Source organism: Flavobacterium fructosi, from assembly GCF_042787335.1.
Lineage (GTDB): Bacteria > Bacteroidota > Bacteroidia > Flavobacteriales > Flavobacteriaceae > Flavobacterium > Flavobacterium fructosi.
The window spans coordinates 116,902-135,256 of record NZ_JBHZQA010000006.1 but is presented as its reverse complement, the minus strand read 5'-3'; the positions used below and the strand labels follow the sequence as shown (position 1 = coordinate 135,256).

Below are 18,355 nucleotides of genomic sequence, written 5' to 3'. Positions count from 1 at the left end.
ACTTTTCAGATGTTAAAAATAATTATGTTAATTATTTAAGTTTTATATTCAATTATATAGCGACATTCGCTTACAAATCCATAAATTTACTTCTATATGAAAAACAAGGAAGTTTTAATTATTGGTGGTGGTTTAGCAGGTTTGACTGCAGCTATTCATTTATCCAAAATTGGATTTCAAGTTACCGTTGTTGAAAAAAATAAATTTCCAAAACACAAAGTTTGCGGAGAATACATATCGAATGAAGTTTTGCCGTACCTCAAATGGCTTAATTTAGATATTGAAGATTTGCATCCAACACAGATTACTCATATTGAATTTTCAACGGTTTCCGGAAAAACAATTAAAGACAGTTTGCCTCTTGGAGGATTCGGAATTAGTCGCTACACTCTTGATGAATATTTATATAAAAAAGCAATTGTAAATGGCTGTAAAATAATTAAAGACACGGTAGAATCGATTGTTTTTAATAATGATGAATTTACAGTAACCACTTTGGATAGCACCATTTTTAAATCAAAGATTGTAATTGGTGCTTTTGGAAAACGGTCAAATATTGATCAAAAATTAAATCGTAATTTCATTCAGAAAAAGTCTCCATGGTTGGCGGTAAAGGCGCATTATTCTGGAGATTTCCCAAATCAATTGGTGGGTTTATACAACTTTAATGGAGGTTATTGCGGGGTTTCAAAAGTAGAAAATAACATTGTAAATATTTGCTATTTAGCGGATTATGAAACCTTTAAAAAATTTAAAAATACGGATGACTACCAAGAAAAAGTGGTTTCTGCTAATCCACTTTTAAAAACAATTTTTGAAAAGTGTAATCTCATTTTTGAAAAACCTTTAACGATTAGCCAAATTTGTTTTGAGAAAAAGCTAGTTGTTGAAAACCATATTTTAATGATTGGCGATACTGCTGGTATGATTCATCCGCTTTGCGGAAACGGAATGGCTATGGCCATACATAGTGCTAAAATTGTTGCAGAACTAATTGATAGCTATATCAGTGACAAAATAAAATCCAGGACTGAATTAGAAGAAAAATACATTAAGGAATGGAATTTTTATTTTAAACGCAGGTTAGCGATGGGAAGAATTTTATCGAATCTTTTGCAAAAGCAAAAACTATCTGTTGTATTGATGCGTATATTAATTACATTTCCGTTTTTATTGGCAATAATTATAAAAAAGACACACGGGAAACCGATAATTTTAAACTTATAAATGCTTATAAACACCAAATATAGGACGGATGAACCTGAAACGATGGACGATTTTGCCATGAAAGGAGAAATCTTACGGGACGCATTAGATAAAATAGCCAAAATTAACCAGCTTTTAGGAGGAAACCAACTAACTTTACTAGGGGTTCAGGAATTGATAAAAAACATTCCAAAAACAACAACAATTAAAATAGTTGATGTAGGTTGTGGTAATGGAGATATGTTGCGAACCTTGGCTGATTATGGGTTGAAAGCTAAATTAGATTTTCAATTGATTGGAATTGATGCAAATAATTTTACAGTTAATCATGCAAAACAGTTATCTGAAAATTATCCGAATATAAGCTACCAATGTGAGGATATTTTTGATAAACATTTTGAAGAATTAAAATACGATATTGTTCTGTGTACATTGACGTTACATCATTTTAAAGACAACGAAATTGTTAATTTACTGAACGTATTTAATGCTAATTCAACAATGGGGATCGTTGTTAATGACCTGCAAAGGAGTGCAATAGCGTACCGTCTTTTTCAGGTGATATGTTTTGTTTTTAGATTAAATAAAATGTCACGTGATGATGGATTAATTTCAATATTAAGAGGATTTAAAAAAGTAGAATTAGTCAATTTTTCAAAAGAAATAAACTTTAACAACTATAAAATCCAATGGAAATGGGCTTTTCGCTACCAATGGATAATTTCAAAAATATGAGTGTAAAAATAAAAACGATAAGCAAACAATTACCAAAATATTCAAGAAATACGGACGAAATTATTCCTTTTTTGGATGCTTGGCTAGAGGGTCAGGAGGAACGTTTTATTAGAAAGGTAAAAAAAATTTTTGAAGGTGCTGCAGTCGATAAGCGCTATTCTATTATGGATCCCATTGAAGTTTTTACGAAAACATCCTTTGAAGAAAGAAATGATATTTATGTACGTGAAGTAATTGAATTAGGTGAAAAAGTACTCGAAAAAGCATTGAAAAAAGCCAATTGGAATCCTAAAGATTTGGACTATATCATTACCGTAAGTTGCACTGGAATTATGATTCCTTCTTTAGATGCCTATTTAATTAATAAATTAAAATTGCGTCAGGATATTGTTCGGCTTCCAGTCACTGAAATGGGCTGTGCAGCAGGCATTTCTGGAATTATTTATGCTAAAAATTTCTTGCAGGCCAATCCTGGAAAACGTGCTGCCGTAATTGCTGTCGAAAGTCCTACAGCAACGTTTCAATTAGATGATTTTTCGATGGCAAACATTGTAAGCGCGGCAATTTTTGGTGATGGAGCCGCTTGTGTTTTGCTTTCTTCCCATGAAGATGATGAAGGGCCAGAAATTCTAGCTGAAGAAATGTATCATTTTTATGATAACATTCATATGATGGGCTTTAAGCTCACCAATTCCGGTTTGCAAATGGTTTTGGATATTGAAGTTCCGGAAACGATAGCTTCTCATTTTCCGGATATCATTCATCCTTTTTTAGAAAGAAATACTCTAAAAATGAAAGATATCGACCATTTAATTTTTCATCCAGGAGGAAAGAAAATTGTACAAACGGTTGAAGCTTTATTTTCTGATTTAGGAAAAAATATAAACGATACCAAAGAAGTATTACGATTGTATGGGAATATGTCGAGCGCTACTGTTTTATATGTTCTGGAAAGAATTATGGATGCTAATCCGGAAAAAGGGTCAAAAGGATTGATGCTGAGTTTTGGACCAGGATTTTCAGCACAACGAGTATTACTGCAGTTTTAAACAATAAAATGAATAGCCAAGATATCATAGCACAATTGCCCTATTCAAAGCCTTTTCTATTTGTGGACGAAATAACCCATATTGATGAGAACGGAGTGGAGGGCAGTTACACTTTTGATGAAAATCTAGATTTTTACAAAGGCCATTTTAAGGATTTTCCAGTTACTCCAGGTGTTATTTTAATGGAAGTTATGGCTCAAATTGGGTTGGTTTGTCTGGGTATATTTTTACTAAGTAATACATTTAGTAAAAGTACTTCAATTGCTTTAACATCAACGGATATTGAATTTTTAAAACCAGTTTTTCCTGCTGAAAAAGTAATTGTGATTTCTGAAAAAATATATTTTAGATTTGGAAAATTAAAATGTAAAGTAATCTTGAAAAATGAAAATGAAGAAGTTGTTTGCACAGGAATAATTGCAGGAATGGTAATGCGTAAATAAATGAAAAAAAGAGTTGTAATAACGGGACTAGGTGTAGTTGCTCCAAATGGAGTAGGGCTTGATGCGTTTACTCATGCAATCAAAAAGGGTGTTTCAGGCATTAAAAAAGACCCGGAATTAGAACGATTACAATTTTCCTGTCAGATTTCCGGAAAGCCTGAAATTTCTACTGAATTGTCATTGCAATATTTTTCTGAACTAGAATTGCGAAATTTTAACTCAACGGGTATTTTATATGGCGTAATTGCAGGAATAGATGCGTGGAAAGACGCAGGATTAACAATGGAAATCAATGAGGAGCCAGATTGGGATAGCGGGACCATTTTTGGCACTGGAACTTCTGGAATAGATAAATTTCGGGAAAGTATTTATAAAATTGATGATTTTCAAACTAGAAGGTTAGGAAGTACTGCCGTGGCACAAACTATGAATAGCGGTGTGAGCGCTTATTTAGGAGGGAAATTAGGTTTAGGAAATCAGGTTACTACAAATTCTTCTGCTTGTACTACTGGAACCGAAAGTATTCTCATGGCTTACGAACGTATAAAACTGGGTCAGGCAAAACGTATTTTAGCAGGAAGCACGAGTGATTCCGGTCCTTATATTTGGGGAGGTTTCGATGCAATGCGCGTTTGTACTTTTAAACATAATGATTCCCCAGAACAAGGTTCAAAGCCAATGAGTATAAGTGCTTCTGGGTTTGTCCCTGCGAGCGGAGCAGGAGCTTTGGTTTTAGAAGATCTAGAAACTGCGGTAGCTCGCGGGGCAAAAATTTATGCCGAAGTCTTGGGAGGAAATGTAAATTCCGGTGGACAACGCGGATTAGGAACTATGACGGCTCCAAATCCTGTTGCAGTTCAGAAATGCATTAAAAATGCTATTGAAAATGCGGGAATTCATCAAAAGGATATAGATGCGATTAATGGACACTTGACAGCCACATCAAAAGATAGTTTAGAAATCCAGAATTGGAGTGAAGCTTTAGGAAGAAAAGGAATTGATTTTCCGTATATAAATTCGTTGAAATCAATGGTGGGTCATTGTTTGTCAGGAGCGGGAAGTATTGAAAGCGTGGCTTCGGTATTGCAATTGCATCAGGCATTTGTTTTTCCAAATATTAATTGTGAAGATATAAATCCTGAGATTACTGCGCTTATTGCAGAGTCCCGAATTCCTAAAAAATTAATTGAAACAGAATTAAATATCATAGCAAAAGCGAGTTTTGGTTTTGGAGATGTCAATGGTTGTGTAATTTTTAAGAAATTTAAATCCTAGTATAATTCAGTGTTAATTGGGAAAAAGCAGAATCAAAAAATAGGCATCTAATTAGAACTAATAAATAAACGTCACATCTTATCGCCTTTATTGGCTAAAAAATTAAATATGAATAAAGAACAAACAATTGAAGAATTAAAAAGTATTGTTAAACCGTACATTGCTAATCAAGAAGCATTTGATAGATTGACTGAAGAAACTGATTTCATCAATGACTTGAAAATTAACTCTGCTAATTTAGTTGATGTTATTTTAGATATTGAGGAAAAATACAATATTGTAATTGATAATGAATCGATGGAACGAATGATCAACGTAAAATCAGCAATGGAAATTATTGAAGCTAAATTATCAGAAAAATTGTAAGTGATGTTCAAAATAGATAAATAAAAGTGATTGGAAACGATATAGTAGATTTGGCTTTAGCTAAAAAAGAAAGCAACTGGCAGCGGAAAGGTTTTTTGGATAAAATTTTTACGCAACAGGAACAGCTACTTATTACTAGTGCGATCAGTTCGGAAGTAATGGTTTGGAACTTATGGACCAGAAAAGAAGCTGCTTATAAAATCTATAATCGGCAGACGAATATTCGAAGGTATTTCCCTTTGCAACTAGTATGTTTTTACGAAAGTGAAACTTCAGGAATGGTACTATGTAATGGTGAACTTTATTTTACAAAAACCAACATTTCAGATGATAATATTTATACAATTGCGGTTACGGAAGAAGATTATTTTATTCAAATAAAAGACATAAAAGCGGACGATAAAATCTGTAAAACAAACGGAATTCCATATATAATTGACGATTTGAGTGAAATAAAAAAGCCCGTTTCGATTTCTCATCACGGGCATTTTTGGAAAGGTATTACCCTTTGATTTCATAAATGAAATTGTTATTTAATTCCCAATCTGGACTTTAATTTTAAGAATAATAATGCAATTTTGTAGGCGTCCTCGGAGGAAGAATTACGATCACTTTTGGGTAAGTTGTATATGGTACTTAGTTCGTCTAATGAAAATTGCCTGTTGTTGATATCTTGAAGTTTACGATACATTACATCAATATCCAAAGCTTCATTTTTTAGGCGCCCGCAATCTAGTCTTTCTAGTGCGGCATTAATCATTTCTACATCAAAATCAATATGATGTCCTACCAATACAGCATTTCCAAGGAATTCAATCAGTGATTTAATAGCCTCAAGTTCACCTAATTTTTTCATTTTACTCTCTACGATAAATTCGTTTGAAAGTCCATTATCGTGAAGAAATTTATATTGTAACAAAACCGCTTCAAAACTATCCCCAATAACAACACTATTATCGATTACCGCAAATGAGCCAATAGATAGAATTACGTCTTTTATCGGATTTAAACCAGAAGTTTCAGTCGATAAAATTACGAATCGTTTTGATTTTTTATCAAATTTAGAAAGATACTCCTTCCAAAATTCGGGATGCTCTTTATTTATATTTTTAAGCCAATCGATCATACTTTATGAAAATTGCGTAAGTTGAAATTTACTTTTTATTAATTCCTCTAATTCTTTCATTGGAGCTAGCGCACTTTTTAATTTTTCTTTATCAATTTTTGATAATTCATTCAAATTTATAAATTGACCGGAATCATCATTCTTCAAGCCTTCTATTGTTCTAAATTTTGACAAAACCAAAAAGGCTTCGGCACAATTAAGATAAATTTCTGAATTTTTGACATCGGTAATTGCTAATTGTTTGAATCTTTGGTAAGTATTATTGATTCCTCTGATGTTGTAATTTAAAGCAAACAAACGGGCGCCATCTATTAATGGCATTAAAGCACGTGTTTTTATATCAAATTTATTTTTGTTTGGTCCTTCTTCTTCCACATTGAAATTTTTGAAAAAAGTCAAAGGGGCATTTTTTCTTAGGGCATCATTTCCTAAAAAGTCAAAAAACAAAGTATTGTTTTTCGCATTTTTGAAAACGGTATTAGTTATGGCTTCTTCAATTTTTTGTTCTCCAAACGCAATTTCATAATCAAAGAATATACTGCTCAAATCATTACTATTTTCACCCGGAGTATTCATCCAACTGTTGTACTGTTTTGTCCAGTCTGTCAGTGATTTACACCAAAGCATATTACTTCCCATGTGCCCATTTGGACATAGTTCATAACCTATTTTCTCTAAGGTTGCAGTTGTTCTCTTTCCTAATTTTAGAAAATAGTCTTTTACGTCTCTATATTTATCAGGTGATACATCTTCAAAAATTAAAATACTATCTTGATCCGTTTGTAGTAATTGTTCTTTTCGTCCTTGACTACCGATACTTAACCACGCAAAACGAGCAGGAGGAGAGCCTAATTCTAAAATTGATAATTCGACTGAACGTTTAATAAGTGCCATATTAATTTCACTGGCAATATTATTTATATGAGAAAGAGGAATATTTTTATGAATCGAATTTTGAATAAGATCAGCTAGTCGCTCTCGTATTTGTTTTAGATCTTTTGGAGTTTGGGAACGTTTAATTTCTTTTATTAATACACCCGGATTACTGGCTTGAGCAATGATTAAATCTCTTTCTGAAATTATTCCTTTTACAGCAGATTTATTTGTACCGTCCTGAGTCACACACAAATGAGTCATATTGTGTTTTATCATAAGCAATTGCGCTTCTGCCAAGGAAACATTCTCTTGCACCGTTATCACCGGAGATGACATTATTTTATCAATAGATGCAATAAGAGGAAACCTACCGGTTGCAATTTTTGAACGCATATCACTATCGGTAACAATACCAATAGGCATATCATTATCACAAACAACAACATTATTCATTATCGTTTCGGTCATAAGTTGTGCAACTTCTATAACTGTTCTTGTGATTGTTGTCTTTAAAGGAGAATTATTATAATTTAGAGATTGAAAATACTGCATTTCAGACTGTTTATCTGAATAATAGACATTATCTGAAATTAATTTACCTCTTAAATTTTCTTTATCTTTTGGATTAGGGGTATTTGTTGCAAAGCTCTCCAGTAAAAAATTTAAAACTTCTGAATTATTAGCCACAAAAGGACGAAAAGTGGCAATTGGAATGGCGTAAACAATGCTTTCTTCTCTAGCCTTGGCAGTCATCATGTAATTGTTTTTAGCAAAAAACGGACGTAAACCAAAAATATCGCCATCATGACATTTGTTTAATAATGTCTCTTCAGCATCAGCTATAACTGATAAATTGATAACGCCAGAAGCCACAACATAAAAACTATCGTGCAAAGCATCATTAATTTGAAATAATATTTTGTGCTTTTCTAAATTTACAACGCGAATGCTAATAGCAATTTCAGATAATTCTTGAAAAGTCAAATGATTAAACGGTGGGTATTCCTTTAAGAAATCAGCAATGTGTTCAGCAATTGAATTCATAGTTCGACAAATAAATAAAGTATTGATTGTAAAAATAACAAATTAAATAATTACTATAAGATCAATTTTATAGTAAAAATAATAATTTATATAATCCTTATTTTTTTCTTAAAATTAGTAAGAATTTTTTATAAATTTAATAAAGTTATTTAAGTTTGCATTTATAACTAAAACATTTTAAATCATGGGATTACTTAGAAAAATATCATTTTTAGCATTGGCTTTATTGTTTGTGAATTTCATAAATGCTCAAGAGAAAGCTAGTCCTGCAACCGTTGCGACAGGAAAAATTAATGGAGCGATTATCAGTATAAATTACAGTAGTCCATCTGTTAAGGGAAGACAAATCTGGGGTACTTTAGTCCCATACAATGAAGTTTGGCGTGCTGGGGCTAATGAAGCTACCACATTTGAAACAGATAAAGAGCTAATAATCGAAGGATCAAAATTACCTGCAGGAAAATATTCTTTTTTTGTTATTCCAAACGAAAAGGAATGTGTTATCATTTTTAATAAAGAACCTAAACAATGGGGCGCTTATAAATATAATCCTAAACAAGATCAGTTGAGAGTTACAGTAAAACAAAAAGGTACTGCTACTATGACTGAAAAATTAGTTTACATAATAAATAATGATAACATTGTTTTAAGTTGGGAAAAATGGAACATCCCATTTTCAGTTAAATAATTTATGGTAAAGTATTATAATTTTGAAAGCATTACTGTGAAGTAGTGCTTTTTTATTTTAGTTAGCTTTAATGATTTATATAATCTGTATTGTTCTATTTTACATAATATAAATTATAGTTCAATAAACTACATTGAAATATAGGACTGTTTATCTTTATTCAAAGAAACAAACATTTTCATAACTCCAATTTTAAAAAAATTTGTTTTAATTATTGGTCTATTTGCTCTAATTGTAGTTTTAGGAAAAAATAATGATTTATAAAAAAGCCTTGTTTGTTATTTTGTTCGTTATAAAGTATAAAACGCAATCTACGTTATACCTTTTTTACATAGTGCATTTATAATTAAATGCTGTTCTTTAAAAAATATTATATTGGTCCGCTTTAAATATCTGCAATCATGTTATTACTAAATAAAATAGCAATTATGTAAAATTAGCATCTAGTTTTAAAGCAACAAACCCCGGACAAGTCCGGGGTCTATCTACAAATTATAATCTAAATATTGATTAAAAGAAACCAACTGGTTCTTTATCGTAAGAAATCAACATGTTTTTTACCTGACGGTAATGGTCTAATGCCAATTTGTGATTTTCACGACCAAAACCTGATTTTTTAACTCCACCAAACGGTGCGTGAGCAGGATAAGTATTGTATTGGTTTACCCAAACTCTACCCGCTTGAATTGCTTTTGGTACTTGAAATAATTCATGAGCATCTCTACTCCAAACTCCGGCACCTAAACCATAAATGGTATCATTTGCAATTTCAATCGCTTCTTCAGTAGAACTAAAAGTAGTCAAAGCTACCACTGGTCCGAAGATTTCTTCTTGAAAAACACGCATTTTGTTATTTCCCTTCAAGATCGTCGGTTGAATGTAATATCCATTAGCGATATCGCCTTCATGATTTCCGGCAGCACCACCTGATAACACTTCTGCTCCTTCTTCTTTCCCTATATTGATGTATCCAAGGATTTTATCCATTTGACCTTTAGAAACTTGAGAGCCAATCATCGTTTCAGGATCCAATGGATTTCCTACTTTGATTTTTTTGATTCGTTCCAACATTCTTTCGATAAATTTATCAGCAATACTTTCATGCACTAAAATTCGTGATGGAGTAGTACAAATTTCACCTTGATTCAAGGCAAACATAAGGGCACCTTCGATTGCTTTACTGAAGAAAGCATCATCATGATCCGCCACTGATGGGAAGAAAATATTTGGAGATTTACCACCTAATTCCATTGTTACGGGAATTATATTTTCGGCAGCATTGTGGTATACTTTACGTCCGGTTTCCGTAGATCCTGTAAAGGATAATTTAGCAATACGATCTGAAGTTGCTAATGCGGTTCCTGCTTCATTACCAAATCCGGTAACAATGTTTAATACACCTTCTGGCAAAATATCACCTATCAGTTCCATTAAACACATAACACTCGTTGGTGTTTGTTCTGCTGGTTTAACCACCACTGTATTTCCTGCTGCTAAAGCCGGAGCAATTTTCCATGCTAACATTAATAATGGAAAATTCCAAGGAATTATTTCACCTACAACGCCTACTGGTTCATGTAAAACAATACTTACTGTGTTTTTATCATGTTCAGAAATACTACCTTCATCAGCACGAATTACACCTGCAAAATAGCGGAAATGATCGACACAATAAGGAATATCAGCTGCGCGGGCTTCACGAATTGGTTTTCCATTGTCGATGGTTTCCAATGTTGCCAAATATTCTAAATTGTCTTCCATTACTTGTGCAATTTTCAACAACATATTACTTCTTTGTGTTGCAGAAGTTTTGCTCCAAGAAGGAAAAGCTTCGTGTGCAGCATCTAACGCAAGATTAATATCTTCTTGAGTAGAACGTGCTGCTTGAGTAAATACTTTTCCATCAACTGGTGACACGTTGTCAAAATATTGACCTTTAACAGGTGCTACAAATTTACCTCCAATAAAATTACCATATTTTTCTTTAAAAACTGGTTTTGTTACATTAGCCATAATTATTTTTTTAAATTAAACAATTGTAATTTAAGACCTAAAACAGGTATTAAACTATGTTGCAAATTTAAGGAGAGAGTAGTTGCATAGAGTTACCGATACAGTTCAAATACTTATTAAAAAAGTTCAAATATATTTTATCACCTTACTAAAATTATTAATATTAAGCATTAAACTATTGAAATATAGTTAGTTAATCTAAATAAAATCTGTTATTTAATTTCTTTTGGACTTATTCCAAATTTATTTTTAAAAGCAATGCTGAAATTGGAAAGATTGTTGTACCCACAATCTAAATAAATATCTGATGGTTTTAAAGTTCCTTCCTGCAATGTCTTTTTTGCGTTTTGTAAGCGCTTATCCTGTAGCCATTTACCGGGAGACATGCTATACTCATTTATAAAATGGCGTTTAAAAGTAGAAAGACTCATATTACATAAAAAGGCAATTTCCTCAATCTTTAAATTTGAATTTATATTGCTCTCCACTATATTTTTAAATGAATAAGATTCTTTTGAAATTAAGGAATGCAGATATAATTCAAATTTAGATCCGTATTTATGAATAAGATAAAGCATTATTTCTTCAAATTTCACAGCCAGTAAATTTTCCATATAAATAGTATCTGAACCGCTTATTTCAGATAACGAATTCAAATAAGACAAAATATAAGTGTCATTTTCAATAACAAAATAAGGGATTTCTTCCTTGTTTGAGGCTGTGTTACTCGTGTGTTTAATTAAAAATTCAATGAGTTTATTTTCAGAAAAAAACAAAAGCTTACAATAATAAATATCATTCTTATCCAATAATTCGGTCCAAAGGCTGTTTCCCTTTTTAAGTAACAACGATTGTTCTTTGTTTACGGCTATTGATGTGTCGGCAAAATGAACTTGTTTTTTACCAACTTGTAGAAAACTAAACATATTCATACTTAAATTGACCTTGCTTTTAACAACATTATTAGTCATCTTAAAATCATATACAAATAAATCTTTTTTTGATTTATTTGTATTCAAATATATTTCAGGTATGTTTTCTATGGCCATTTTAAAATTTTAAAGGCCATAAATGTACTTCATATTTATGGTTACAATTACAATTGTACCTGCTATTTATTTTATTTTATTTCAAATCGATTCATTGCAATACTTAATATTAGTAACGATTGTTGTTTGATTCGATTCATTAATATTTACCTTTGCAAAAAAAATTAAAAAAGTTCAATTTTCATGACTGATATTGCAATCACAAAGACAAAATATATAAAATTAATATTAATTTTAGGTTCATTAACAGCACTTGGTCCATTTTCAATTGATATGTATTTACCCGGTTTTGCAGGAATTGCTGCCGATTTAAATACTTCGGTTGCAAATGTCTCTATGACTTTGTCTAGCTATTTTATTGGAATTTCCGCTGGACAATTACTTTATGGTCCATTGTTAGACCGTTTTGGTAGAAAAAAACCGTTATTTCTGGGATTGTTAGTTTATATTTTAGCCTCTTTAGGTTGTGTCTTTGTCAAGGATATTGATACTTTTATTGGTTTACGATTTATTCAGGCTGTTGGCAGTTGTGCTGCGACTGTAGCTTCTGTATCTATGGTTCGGGATTTATTTCCTCTTAAAGATATTCCAAAAGTATTCTCCTTATTGATGCTTGTTGTTGGGCTTTCGCCAATGTTAGCGCCTACAATTGGCGGTTACATAACAGCTGATTATGGTTGGCATACGGTCTTTTTTATATTAATGTGCTTGGGAATTTTGATTCTTTTGGCTGCCCAAATTGGTTTGCCAAATACTTATAAACCGGACATTTCGATTTCCTTAAAACCGAAACCGATTATTACAAATTTTATCAGCATTGTAAAAGAACCTCAGTTTTATACCTATGCTTTTACAGGAGCAGTAGCTTTTTCCGGATTGTTTACTTATGTAGCGGCTTCTCCTATTATATTTATGGATATTTTTAAAGTGGACGCAAAAGTTTATGGTTGGATATTTGCTTTTATGTCGTTGAGTTTTATCAGTGCCAGCCAGCTGAATTCTGTTTTGTTAAATAGATTCAAAAGTGAACAAATGATTTTTGGTGCTTTAATTATGCAATCTGTCATTGTAATTTTATTTCTTTTACTGTCCATAAATAGTGTGTTAAATTTGTACGGAACAATTACTATGTTGTTTCTATTTCTGGCCTGTTTAGGAATATCAAATCCTAATACAGCAGGACTTACCCTTGCCCCTTTTTCAAGAAATGCAGGAAGTGCCTCTGCTTTGATGGGTGCTATTCAGTTAGGGCTGGGCGCTTTGGCATCTTTTGCAGTTGGTGTTTTTGTAAAAGATACTATTTTGCCTATGGTTGTGATTATGACCTTTACAACACTTTTGGCATTATTGATTTTAATTCTTGGAAAACGAAACATAAAAAAAACTATTACAACTTCGCATGATGAGGGTGTTGCAATACTTCATTAATATTGAATCTAATTTAGTCTTATTTTAATTCTATTTTATTTTTTTATCGGGTCTGATGATCATGCGCAAAGACTGATCTTTTGCGAAATAAGCAATCATCCAATTAAAAAATGTTTTTACCCTGTTGCGATACGTTATTAATGAAATTAGGTGAATAAATAACCAAATTATCCAAGCAAAAAATCCATTAAAATGCATTTTTGGTTTGGGTAAATCAACTACAGCCTTATTTTTTCCAATAATAGCCATAGATCCTTTGTCATTGTATTTAAAAGGTTTTAATGGCTTGTTTTGGTTCATTAATTTAAAGTTATTAGCCAAATTTAGACCTTGTTGAATCGCAACTTGTGCTACTTGCGGATGACCATTTTGGAAATATGTATCTGTAAGTTGGATGCAAGTATCGCCTATTGCAAAGATATTTTTAGTGTCGTTAACTTTATTAAAGGCATCAGTAGTCATTCTTTTTCCTCGACCATAACTTTCAGAAGGAATTCCTTCGAAAACTTTTGCAGAAACTCCAGCAGCCCAAATTAAATTTTTTGTTTGAATTGTTTCTCCATTTCCAAAATATACAGTATCGTCAATATAATCAACAACTGTCGTATTTAATTTTACTACAACACCTAATTTTGTCAGGGCTTCCAATGTGTCTTCCTGCGAGGCTTTACTCATTGGGGACAATAAAGCATTGGCTCCGTCAACCAGATAAATATTACTTGCAGTAGTACTTAATTCCTGATATTCCTTCAGTAAAATATTTTTTCTCATCTCTGCAAGCATACCCGAAACTTCTACACCTGTTGGACCACCACCGGCAACAACAATAGTTAATAATTTTCTGCGTTCGCGAATGTCTTTACAAATCGTTGCTTTTTCTAAGTTTTTAAGCAATGTATTGCGCATTACTATTGCGTCATTCAACGTTTTCATTGGAATAGCATTTTTCTTTACGTTTTCCATTCCAAAATAACTCGTTTCGGCTCCAGTGGCAAAAACTAAGTAATCATATTGTAATTCACCATTACTGAGAATGATTTTATTTTCGGAAGGATTTACTTTTAGTAAGTTACCCAGGCGGAATTGTAGATTTTTTTTACCGGCAAAAAACTTTCTAAAGGGATAGCTGATGCTTGAAGGTTCTAAAAAAGCAGTAGCTACTTGATATATAAGAGGCGCAAAGAAATTATAATTGTTTTTATCAACTAATGTAACGTGAATTCCTTTTTGATTTAAAAGTTCTTTAGCAAGATTTAATCCTGCAAATCCACCTCCAATTATTACAATTTCCATATAGTGTTATGTATTATTCATAAAAAAAGCATCTATAAATATACTCTATTTATAGATGCAATTAAATATAATAAGTATTAAAAAACGTATAAAATTTAATTCATTTTTTGTCTTTTAACTGGTTTTTCTGATGGTTCATTTTTGTGTTGTAACAAATAATTAGCCAATAATTTTTCTATTAATTCATCTTTTGTCAAATGATGAAAAACGGTTTTAATTTTATTTTTAAGTTCCGAATCAATATCGTGATTAGGTTTCGTTTTAAAGATTTGCTTTGCCCATAAAAGGGTATTGTTTTCGTCGATACTGGCAACAGTTGGCTTTTTGAATTGAGTGAATTTGATTCCTAACTCTTTTTCGAAATCTGCAATTTCAGAAACTTCTTCTTCTTGTAAAACCGTCAAGGAAAGCCCCTTTGCTCCTGCTCTGGCTGTTCTTCCGCTACGATGAACATAAGTTTCATAAACGTCCGGTAGATGGTAATTGACTACATATGAGATTTCCTTTACGTCTATTCCTCTCGCGGCAAGATCAGTGGCTACTAATATATTGATATGGCCTTCACGAAATTGTTCCATAATTCTATCCCGAATTCCTTGCGATAAACTGCCATGCAATGCTCCAGATGAAAAACGGTTGATTGCCAAATTTTTAGCTAATTTATTGACCGCTGCTTTCGTTTTACAAAAAATAATACCGCGTTCACCTTCTTTTGAATTTAGAAAATGCATCAAAACATCGAGTTTCTCAATAGGATTAACTACAATATATTCGTGATCAATTCCTTGATTTCCTACAGTTTCCATGTTAGCACTAACTTGCACCACATTTTTATTTAGGTAATTTTGAATTAGTTGCTTAATGGTTCCAGGCATGGTTGCTGAAAACAAAAAGGTTTTGTGGGATATAGGTAATTCGGCAATTATTTCATCTAAACCTTCTTTCAAAATGGTAACCATTTCATCGGCTTCATCAAGAACTAGGAATTTGGTTTCTTTTAAGTTTATCGCTTTACGCTGAATCAAATCTATTAAACGTCCAGGTGTAGCCACCACAATATGTGTAGGTACAGAAAGTCTTTCTATTTGTGGCTTGATTGGTATTCCTCCGCAAGTTGCTACAATTGAAACTTCAGGCAGGAATTTAGCAAACGATTCTAAATTCTTAAATATTTGTTGCCCCAATTCTCTTGTAGGTACAAGAATTACTGCCTGTATAGTAGATAAATTGGTATCTATTAATTGTAAAATGGGTAATCCAAATGCCGCTGTTTTTCCAGTTCCAGTTTTGGCAAGACCCACTAAATCAGTTGTGTTTGATAATAGTAACGGAATTGTTTTTTGCTGAATTTCTGTTGGTACAACAATATTCAAATCAGAAATTGCATTCAATATGGGAGTAGAAATTCCTAAATCAGAGAATTGTTTTGACATTTTTTTGGATTTTATAATTTTATAAAAATAGTTGTTTTGTAAACGTGATTTTTAGCCCCGATAGCCGTGTAAATCCTTTTATTTTTTCTTTAAAAAATAAAAGATTGTAACAAATAGCGGGATTAGCTCCTTAAAAAAGAAATATTAATCTTCATCAGGTTCATTCATTATCTTTTCACGATATTTTTTACCAGTTAACAATACTAACTTTAATTTGTAATCGTCAACAAGCCACTCGCGGTAATTTTTACTGCACTGACTTAAACATTTTGAATAGCGCTTGATACGACAATCGATATCATCATCTAACATTTTGCCTAATGCTTTGGCTTCTTGTAAGGTCTCCGAATTGTCAACACACATGGCAGCGTGCTGTTCCAATGATTTTTCCAGCACTTCTTTTGAGCGTAAATTTAATGCAATGATTAACTTATGTTCCTCATCAACATCAAAAGTTACTACTTCTGTTTTACTAAATTTAGCGCGTAATTCTGGGGGCATTGAATATTTGAAATACAATTCGATTTCCGTATCATCACGTAAATTTTCTAGATAAAACTCAGGTGATTTAAAAATATGTTGCCAGTTTACCGGTTCGCTCCACAACCCAAATCGGGCAGCATTATTTCCTAAATCGATAACATTAAATATATCTTTATTGGGCAGTTTTCTAGAACCACGACCAATCATTTGATAGTAAAGTGTTAAAGATTTTGTCGCTCGGTTCAAAATAATAGTTTCTACTGTAGGTTCATCGAAACCTGTGGTAAGAATTCCAACGGATGTTAAAATAGCGTCCGGAGTATTCTTAAACCAGTGTAAAATATCTTTTCGTTCTTCGTTATTGCTGGTGTTGTCAAGATGGCGAATTTCATAACCGGCTTCTCTAAAAGTTTCATATACATACAAAGAGGTATTGATACCATTATTGAAAATCAGGGTTTTCTTTCCCAAAGATTTCTCGGTATAGGCATGCAATAATTTTTCCTGCATGGCCATGTTGGTATATAAATCATCCGATGATTTTACGGTGTAATCTCCATTTATCCCTACTTTCAACGAGGTCAATCCCACGTCATAACTATAGGTAATTGCTTTTGCCAAAAAGCCTTTATCAATTAGTGAACTAATAGTATCTCCTACAATTAATTCATCATAACTTTCATGCATTGGCAATTTAATATTCGAACTCAACGGTGTTGCTGTTACTCCTAATATGAAAGCATTTTTAAAAGAGCTTAGTAATTTTCTGAAGGAGTTGTAATGTGCTTCATCAATAATTACAAGACCAATATTGTCTAAATGTAATTTTTCATCATTGATTCGGTTTTTTAATGTCTCTACCATGGCCACAAAACAAGAATAATCGTTTTGGTCTGGAAGTTCTTTTACTTTGCTGTTGATGATTTTGTTTTTGACATCAAAACCCTTCAACATTTTTGAAGTTTGTTTGCAAAGCTCTATTCTGTGTGTTAAAACAACTACTTTTTTGTCATGTTTTGACAAATAACGTCGCACGATTTCAGAAAAAACGACTGTCTTTCCTCCACCAGTGGGCAGTTGGTATAACAAATGATGTTGACGAGGTCCATTGTCGATACGTTCAAAGATAGCATCTATGTCTCCTTTTTGGTAGGCATAAAGTTCTTTTTTGTCTTCGATTTCGATTTCTAAAGTGTTTTGGGACATTGCTTCTTGTTGGATTTTTGCAAAAATACGCCTAAAAAACAGTTTTATTGTCAATTTTAATTAAAAAAAAAGAGGAGTCATTAAATAAAATAGAATTATACAACACCTTAGTAATCCAATCGCTCTATTATCGCATTAAACTCGGTTTCATTGTGCCATTTTTGTTTAATGGATTGATTATGAATAGATAAAATTCTTGTCTTAAAATCATTTATAATTCCATTAGCAATCAAAAATATTACTGCTTGTTCAAAGGAATTGAACATACTTTTGAAAAATAATTCTGGCTTTACGATATTTTCTGAAGAGAAAGTTTGTGCAATTTCAATATTGTAGAGCATTACATCGGCAATTATAAAAGGATCTACCCCCAAAAGAATAAAATGTTTGATGTATTTTTGAGCAACGGATCGTCTCATTTTTGGTTTACTTCGTCTTCCTGTTTTTTTTACTGGATAATATTCATTTGAGATTTTCAGTTTGCATTCCTGCAAAAGGGTTTCTTCCTTTGGATTGAAAACAAAATTATAGTACACTTTGACGGGGCTGAATTTCTCGTACAATTCGATAATTTGTTCTTCGAGTTGTTCTTTATTGAGTTCTGTCAAATATTTTTTTAAATCGCGCTTGCTCATTATCAAA

General features: G+C 32.1%; 17 protein-coding genes. 9 read left to right on the top strand and 8 right to left on the bottom strand.

Features of this window, described 5'->3' with window-relative positions:
• The first annotated feature begins 96 nt into the window (after positions 1 to 96).
• From ACFX5D_RS11105 to ACFX5D_RS11075, 7 genes are all read left to right on the top strand, one after another.
• A complete protein-coding gene (locus tag ACFX5D_RS11105) occupies positions 97 to 1,227 on the top strand; it encodes an NAD(P)/FAD-dependent oxidoreductase (protein WP_379858260.1) in 1,131 nt (376 codons plus the stop codon).
• Positions 1,228 to 1,941 (top strand): methyltransferase domain-containing protein, encoded by a 714-nt coding sequence (locus ACFX5D_RS11100; RefSeq protein WP_379858259.1) that lies wholly within the window; start codon positions 1,228 to 1,230, stop codon positions 1,939 to 1,941.
• Entirely contained in the window at positions 1,938 to 2,990 is a 1,053-nt protein-coding gene (locus ACFX5D_RS11095; RefSeq protein ID WP_379858307.1) for a type III polyketide synthase, read from the top strand. The genes ACFX5D_RS11100 and ACFX5D_RS11095 overlap by 4 nt, the downstream gene beginning before the upstream one ends.
• 8 nt (positions 2,991 to 2,998) lie before the next feature.
• Positions 2,999 to 3,433: a 3-hydroxyacyl-ACP dehydratase FabZ family protein gene (locus tag ACFX5D_RS11090; RefSeq protein ID WP_379858258.1), complete on the top strand. Its 435-nt coding sequence runs from the start codon at positions 2,999 to 3,001 to the stop codon at positions 3,431 to 3,433.
• Positions 3,434 to 4,708 carry a beta-ketoacyl-[acyl-carrier-protein] synthase family protein gene (locus tag ACFX5D_RS11085; RefSeq protein ID WP_379858257.1) on the top strand — a complete coding sequence of 425 codons (1,275 nt, stop codon included), beginning with the start codon at positions 3,434 to 3,436 and terminating at the stop codon, positions 4,706 to 4,708.
• A 108-nt stretch (positions 4,709 to 4,816) separates the two neighbouring features.
• Positions 4,817 to 5,074 (top strand): acyl carrier protein, encoded by a 258-nt coding sequence (locus ACFX5D_RS11080; RefSeq protein WP_379858256.1) that lies wholly within the window; start codon positions 4,817 to 4,819, stop codon positions 5,072 to 5,074.
• A gap of 26 nt (positions 5,075 to 5,100) precedes the next feature.
• The gene (locus tag ACFX5D_RS11075; RefSeq protein WP_379858255.1) at positions 5,101 to 5,586 is read left to right on the top strand and encodes a 4'-phosphopantetheinyl transferase family protein; all 486 of its coding nucleotides are present in this window, start codon (positions 5,101 to 5,103) and stop codon (positions 5,584 to 5,586) included.
• A gap of 17 nt (positions 5,587 to 5,603) precedes the next feature.
• Here the strand turns inward: ACFX5D_RS11075 and ACFX5D_RS11070 are convergent, their stop codons facing one another.
• Together ACFX5D_RS11070 and ACFX5D_RS11065 are read right to left on the bottom strand one after the other, a co-directional pair.
• Positions 5,604 to 6,200: a 3'-5' exonuclease gene (locus ACFX5D_RS11070; RefSeq protein WP_379858254.1), complete on the bottom strand. Its 597-nt coding sequence runs from the start codon at positions 6,198 to 6,200 to the stop codon at positions 5,604 to 5,606.
• Positions 6,201 to 6,203: 3 nt separating this feature from the next.
• A complete protein-coding gene (locus ACFX5D_RS11065) occupies positions 6,204 to 8,120 on the bottom strand; it encodes a DUF294 nucleotidyltransferase-like domain-containing protein (protein WP_379858253.1) in 1,917 nt (638 codons plus the stop codon).
• Between the two features lie 184 nt (positions 8,121 to 8,304).
• On the opposite strand from ACFX5D_RS11065, the gene ACFX5D_RS11060 reads away from it, so the two are divergent.
• Entirely contained in the window at positions 8,305 to 8,808 is a 504-nt protein-coding gene (locus ACFX5D_RS11060) for a DUF2911 domain-containing protein (protein WP_379858252.1), read from the top strand.
• Between the two features lie 510 nt (positions 8,809 to 9,318).
• Here ACFX5D_RS11060 and ACFX5D_RS11055 read toward each other — a convergent pair.
• Both ACFX5D_RS11055 and ACFX5D_RS11050 read right to left on the bottom strand, forming a co-directional pair.
• Positions 9,319 to 10,821 (bottom strand): aldehyde dehydrogenase family protein, encoded by a 1,503-nt coding sequence (locus ACFX5D_RS11055; RefSeq protein WP_379858251.1) that lies wholly within the window; start codon positions 10,819 to 10,821, stop codon positions 9,319 to 9,321.
• Between the two features lie 212 nt (positions 10,822 to 11,033).
• Entirely contained in the window at positions 11,034 to 11,870 is an 837-nt protein-coding gene (locus ACFX5D_RS11050) for a helix-turn-helix domain-containing protein (protein ID WP_379858250.1), read from the bottom strand.
• Between the two features lie 198 nt (positions 11,871 to 12,068).
• Between ACFX5D_RS11050 and ACFX5D_RS11045 the strand changes: the two genes are divergently transcribed.
• Positions 12,069 to 13,298: a multidrug effflux MFS transporter gene (locus ACFX5D_RS11045; protein WP_379858306.1), complete on the top strand. Its 1,230-nt coding sequence runs from the start codon at positions 12,069 to 12,071 to the stop codon at positions 13,296 to 13,298.
• 30 nt (positions 13,299 to 13,328) lie between these two features.
• Here the strand turns inward: ACFX5D_RS11045 and ACFX5D_RS11040 are convergent, their stop codons facing one another.
• The 4 genes from ACFX5D_RS11040 to ACFX5D_RS11025 all read right to left on the bottom strand — a co-directional run bounded on the left by ACFX5D_RS11040 (position 13,329) and on the right by ACFX5D_RS11025 (position 18,348).
• Positions 13,329 to 14,591: an NAD(P)/FAD-dependent oxidoreductase gene (locus ACFX5D_RS11040; protein WP_379858249.1), complete on the bottom strand. Its 1,263-nt coding sequence runs from the start codon at positions 14,589 to 14,591 to the stop codon at positions 13,329 to 13,331.
• A gap of 95 nt (positions 14,592 to 14,686) precedes the next feature.
• Positions 14,687 to 16,024, bottom strand: a complete 1,338-nt coding sequence (locus tag ACFX5D_RS11035) for a DEAD/DEAH box helicase (protein ID WP_379858248.1) — start codon at positions 16,022 to 16,024, stop codon at positions 14,687 to 14,689.
• A 144-nt stretch (positions 16,025 to 16,168) separates the two neighbouring features.
• The gene (locus ACFX5D_RS11030; protein WP_379858247.1) at positions 16,169 to 17,713 is read right to left on the bottom strand and encodes a DEAD/DEAH box helicase; all 1,545 of its coding nucleotides are present in this window, start codon (positions 17,711 to 17,713) and stop codon (positions 16,169 to 16,171) included.
• Positions 17,714 to 17,820: 107 nt separating this feature from the next.
• Complete coding sequence (locus tag ACFX5D_RS11025) at positions 17,821 to 18,348, bottom strand: DUF6155 family protein (RefSeq protein WP_379858246.1); 528 nt, start codon at positions 18,346 to 18,348, stop codon at positions 17,821 to 17,823.
• Positions 18,349 to 18,355: the final 7 nt, after the last annotated feature.

Excerpts from the sequence above, each read along its gene's own strand:
- ACFX5D_RS11105 (WP_379858260.1), top strand. The coding sequence starts at position 97 with ATGAAAAACAAGGAAGTTTTAATTATTGGTGGTGGTTTAGCAGGTTTG.
- ACFX5D_RS11100 (WP_379858259.1), top strand. The coding sequence starts at position 1,228 with ATGCTTATAAACACCAAATATAGGACGGATGAACCTGAAACGATGGAC.
- ACFX5D_RS11095 (WP_379858307.1), top strand. The coding sequence starts at position 1,938 with ATGAGTGTAAAAATAAAAACGATAAGCAAACAATTACCAAAATATTCA.
- ACFX5D_RS11090 (WP_379858258.1), top strand. The coding sequence starts at position 2,999 with ATGAATAGCCAAGATATCATAGCACAATTGCCCTATTCAAAGCCTTTT.
- ACFX5D_RS11085 (WP_379858257.1), top strand. The coding sequence starts at position 3,434 with ATGAAAAAAAGAGTTGTAATAACGGGACTAGGTGTAGTTGCTCCAAAT.
- ACFX5D_RS11080 (WP_379858256.1), top strand. The coding sequence starts at position 4,817 with ATGAATAAAGAACAAACAATTGAAGAATTAAAAAGTATTGTTAAACCG.
- ACFX5D_RS11070 (WP_379858254.1), bottom strand. The coding sequence starts at position 6,200 with ATGATCGATTGGCTTAAAAATATAAATAAAGAGCATCCCGAATTTTGG.
- ACFX5D_RS11065 (WP_379858253.1), bottom strand. The coding sequence starts at position 8,120 with ATGAATTCAATTGCTGAACACATTGCTGATTTCTTAAAGGAATACCCA.
- ACFX5D_RS11060 (WP_379858252.1), top strand. The coding sequence starts at position 8,305 with ATGGGATTACTTAGAAAAATATCATTTTTAGCATTGGCTTTATTGTTT.
- ACFX5D_RS11055 (WP_379858251.1), bottom strand. The coding sequence starts at position 10,821 with ATGGCTAATGTAACAAAACCAGTTTTTAAAGAAAAATATGGTAATTTT.
- ACFX5D_RS11050 (WP_379858250.1), bottom strand. The coding sequence starts at position 11,870 with ATGGCCATAGAAAACATACCTGAAATATATTTGAATACAAATAAATCA.
- ACFX5D_RS11040 (WP_379858249.1), bottom strand. The coding sequence starts at position 14,591 with ATGGAAATTGTAATAATTGGAGGTGGATTTGCAGGATTAAATCTTGCT.
- ACFX5D_RS11035 (WP_379858248.1), bottom strand. The coding sequence starts at position 16,024 with ATGTCAAAACAATTCTCTGATTTAGGAATTTCTACTCCCATATTGAAT.
- ACFX5D_RS11030 (WP_379858247.1), bottom strand. The coding sequence starts at position 17,713 with ATGTCCCAAAACACTTTAGAAATCGAAATCGAAGACAAAAAAGAACTT.
- ACFX5D_RS11025 (WP_379858246.1), bottom strand. The coding sequence starts at position 18,348 with ATGAGCAAGCGCGATTTAAAAAAATATTTGACAGAACTCAATAAAGAA.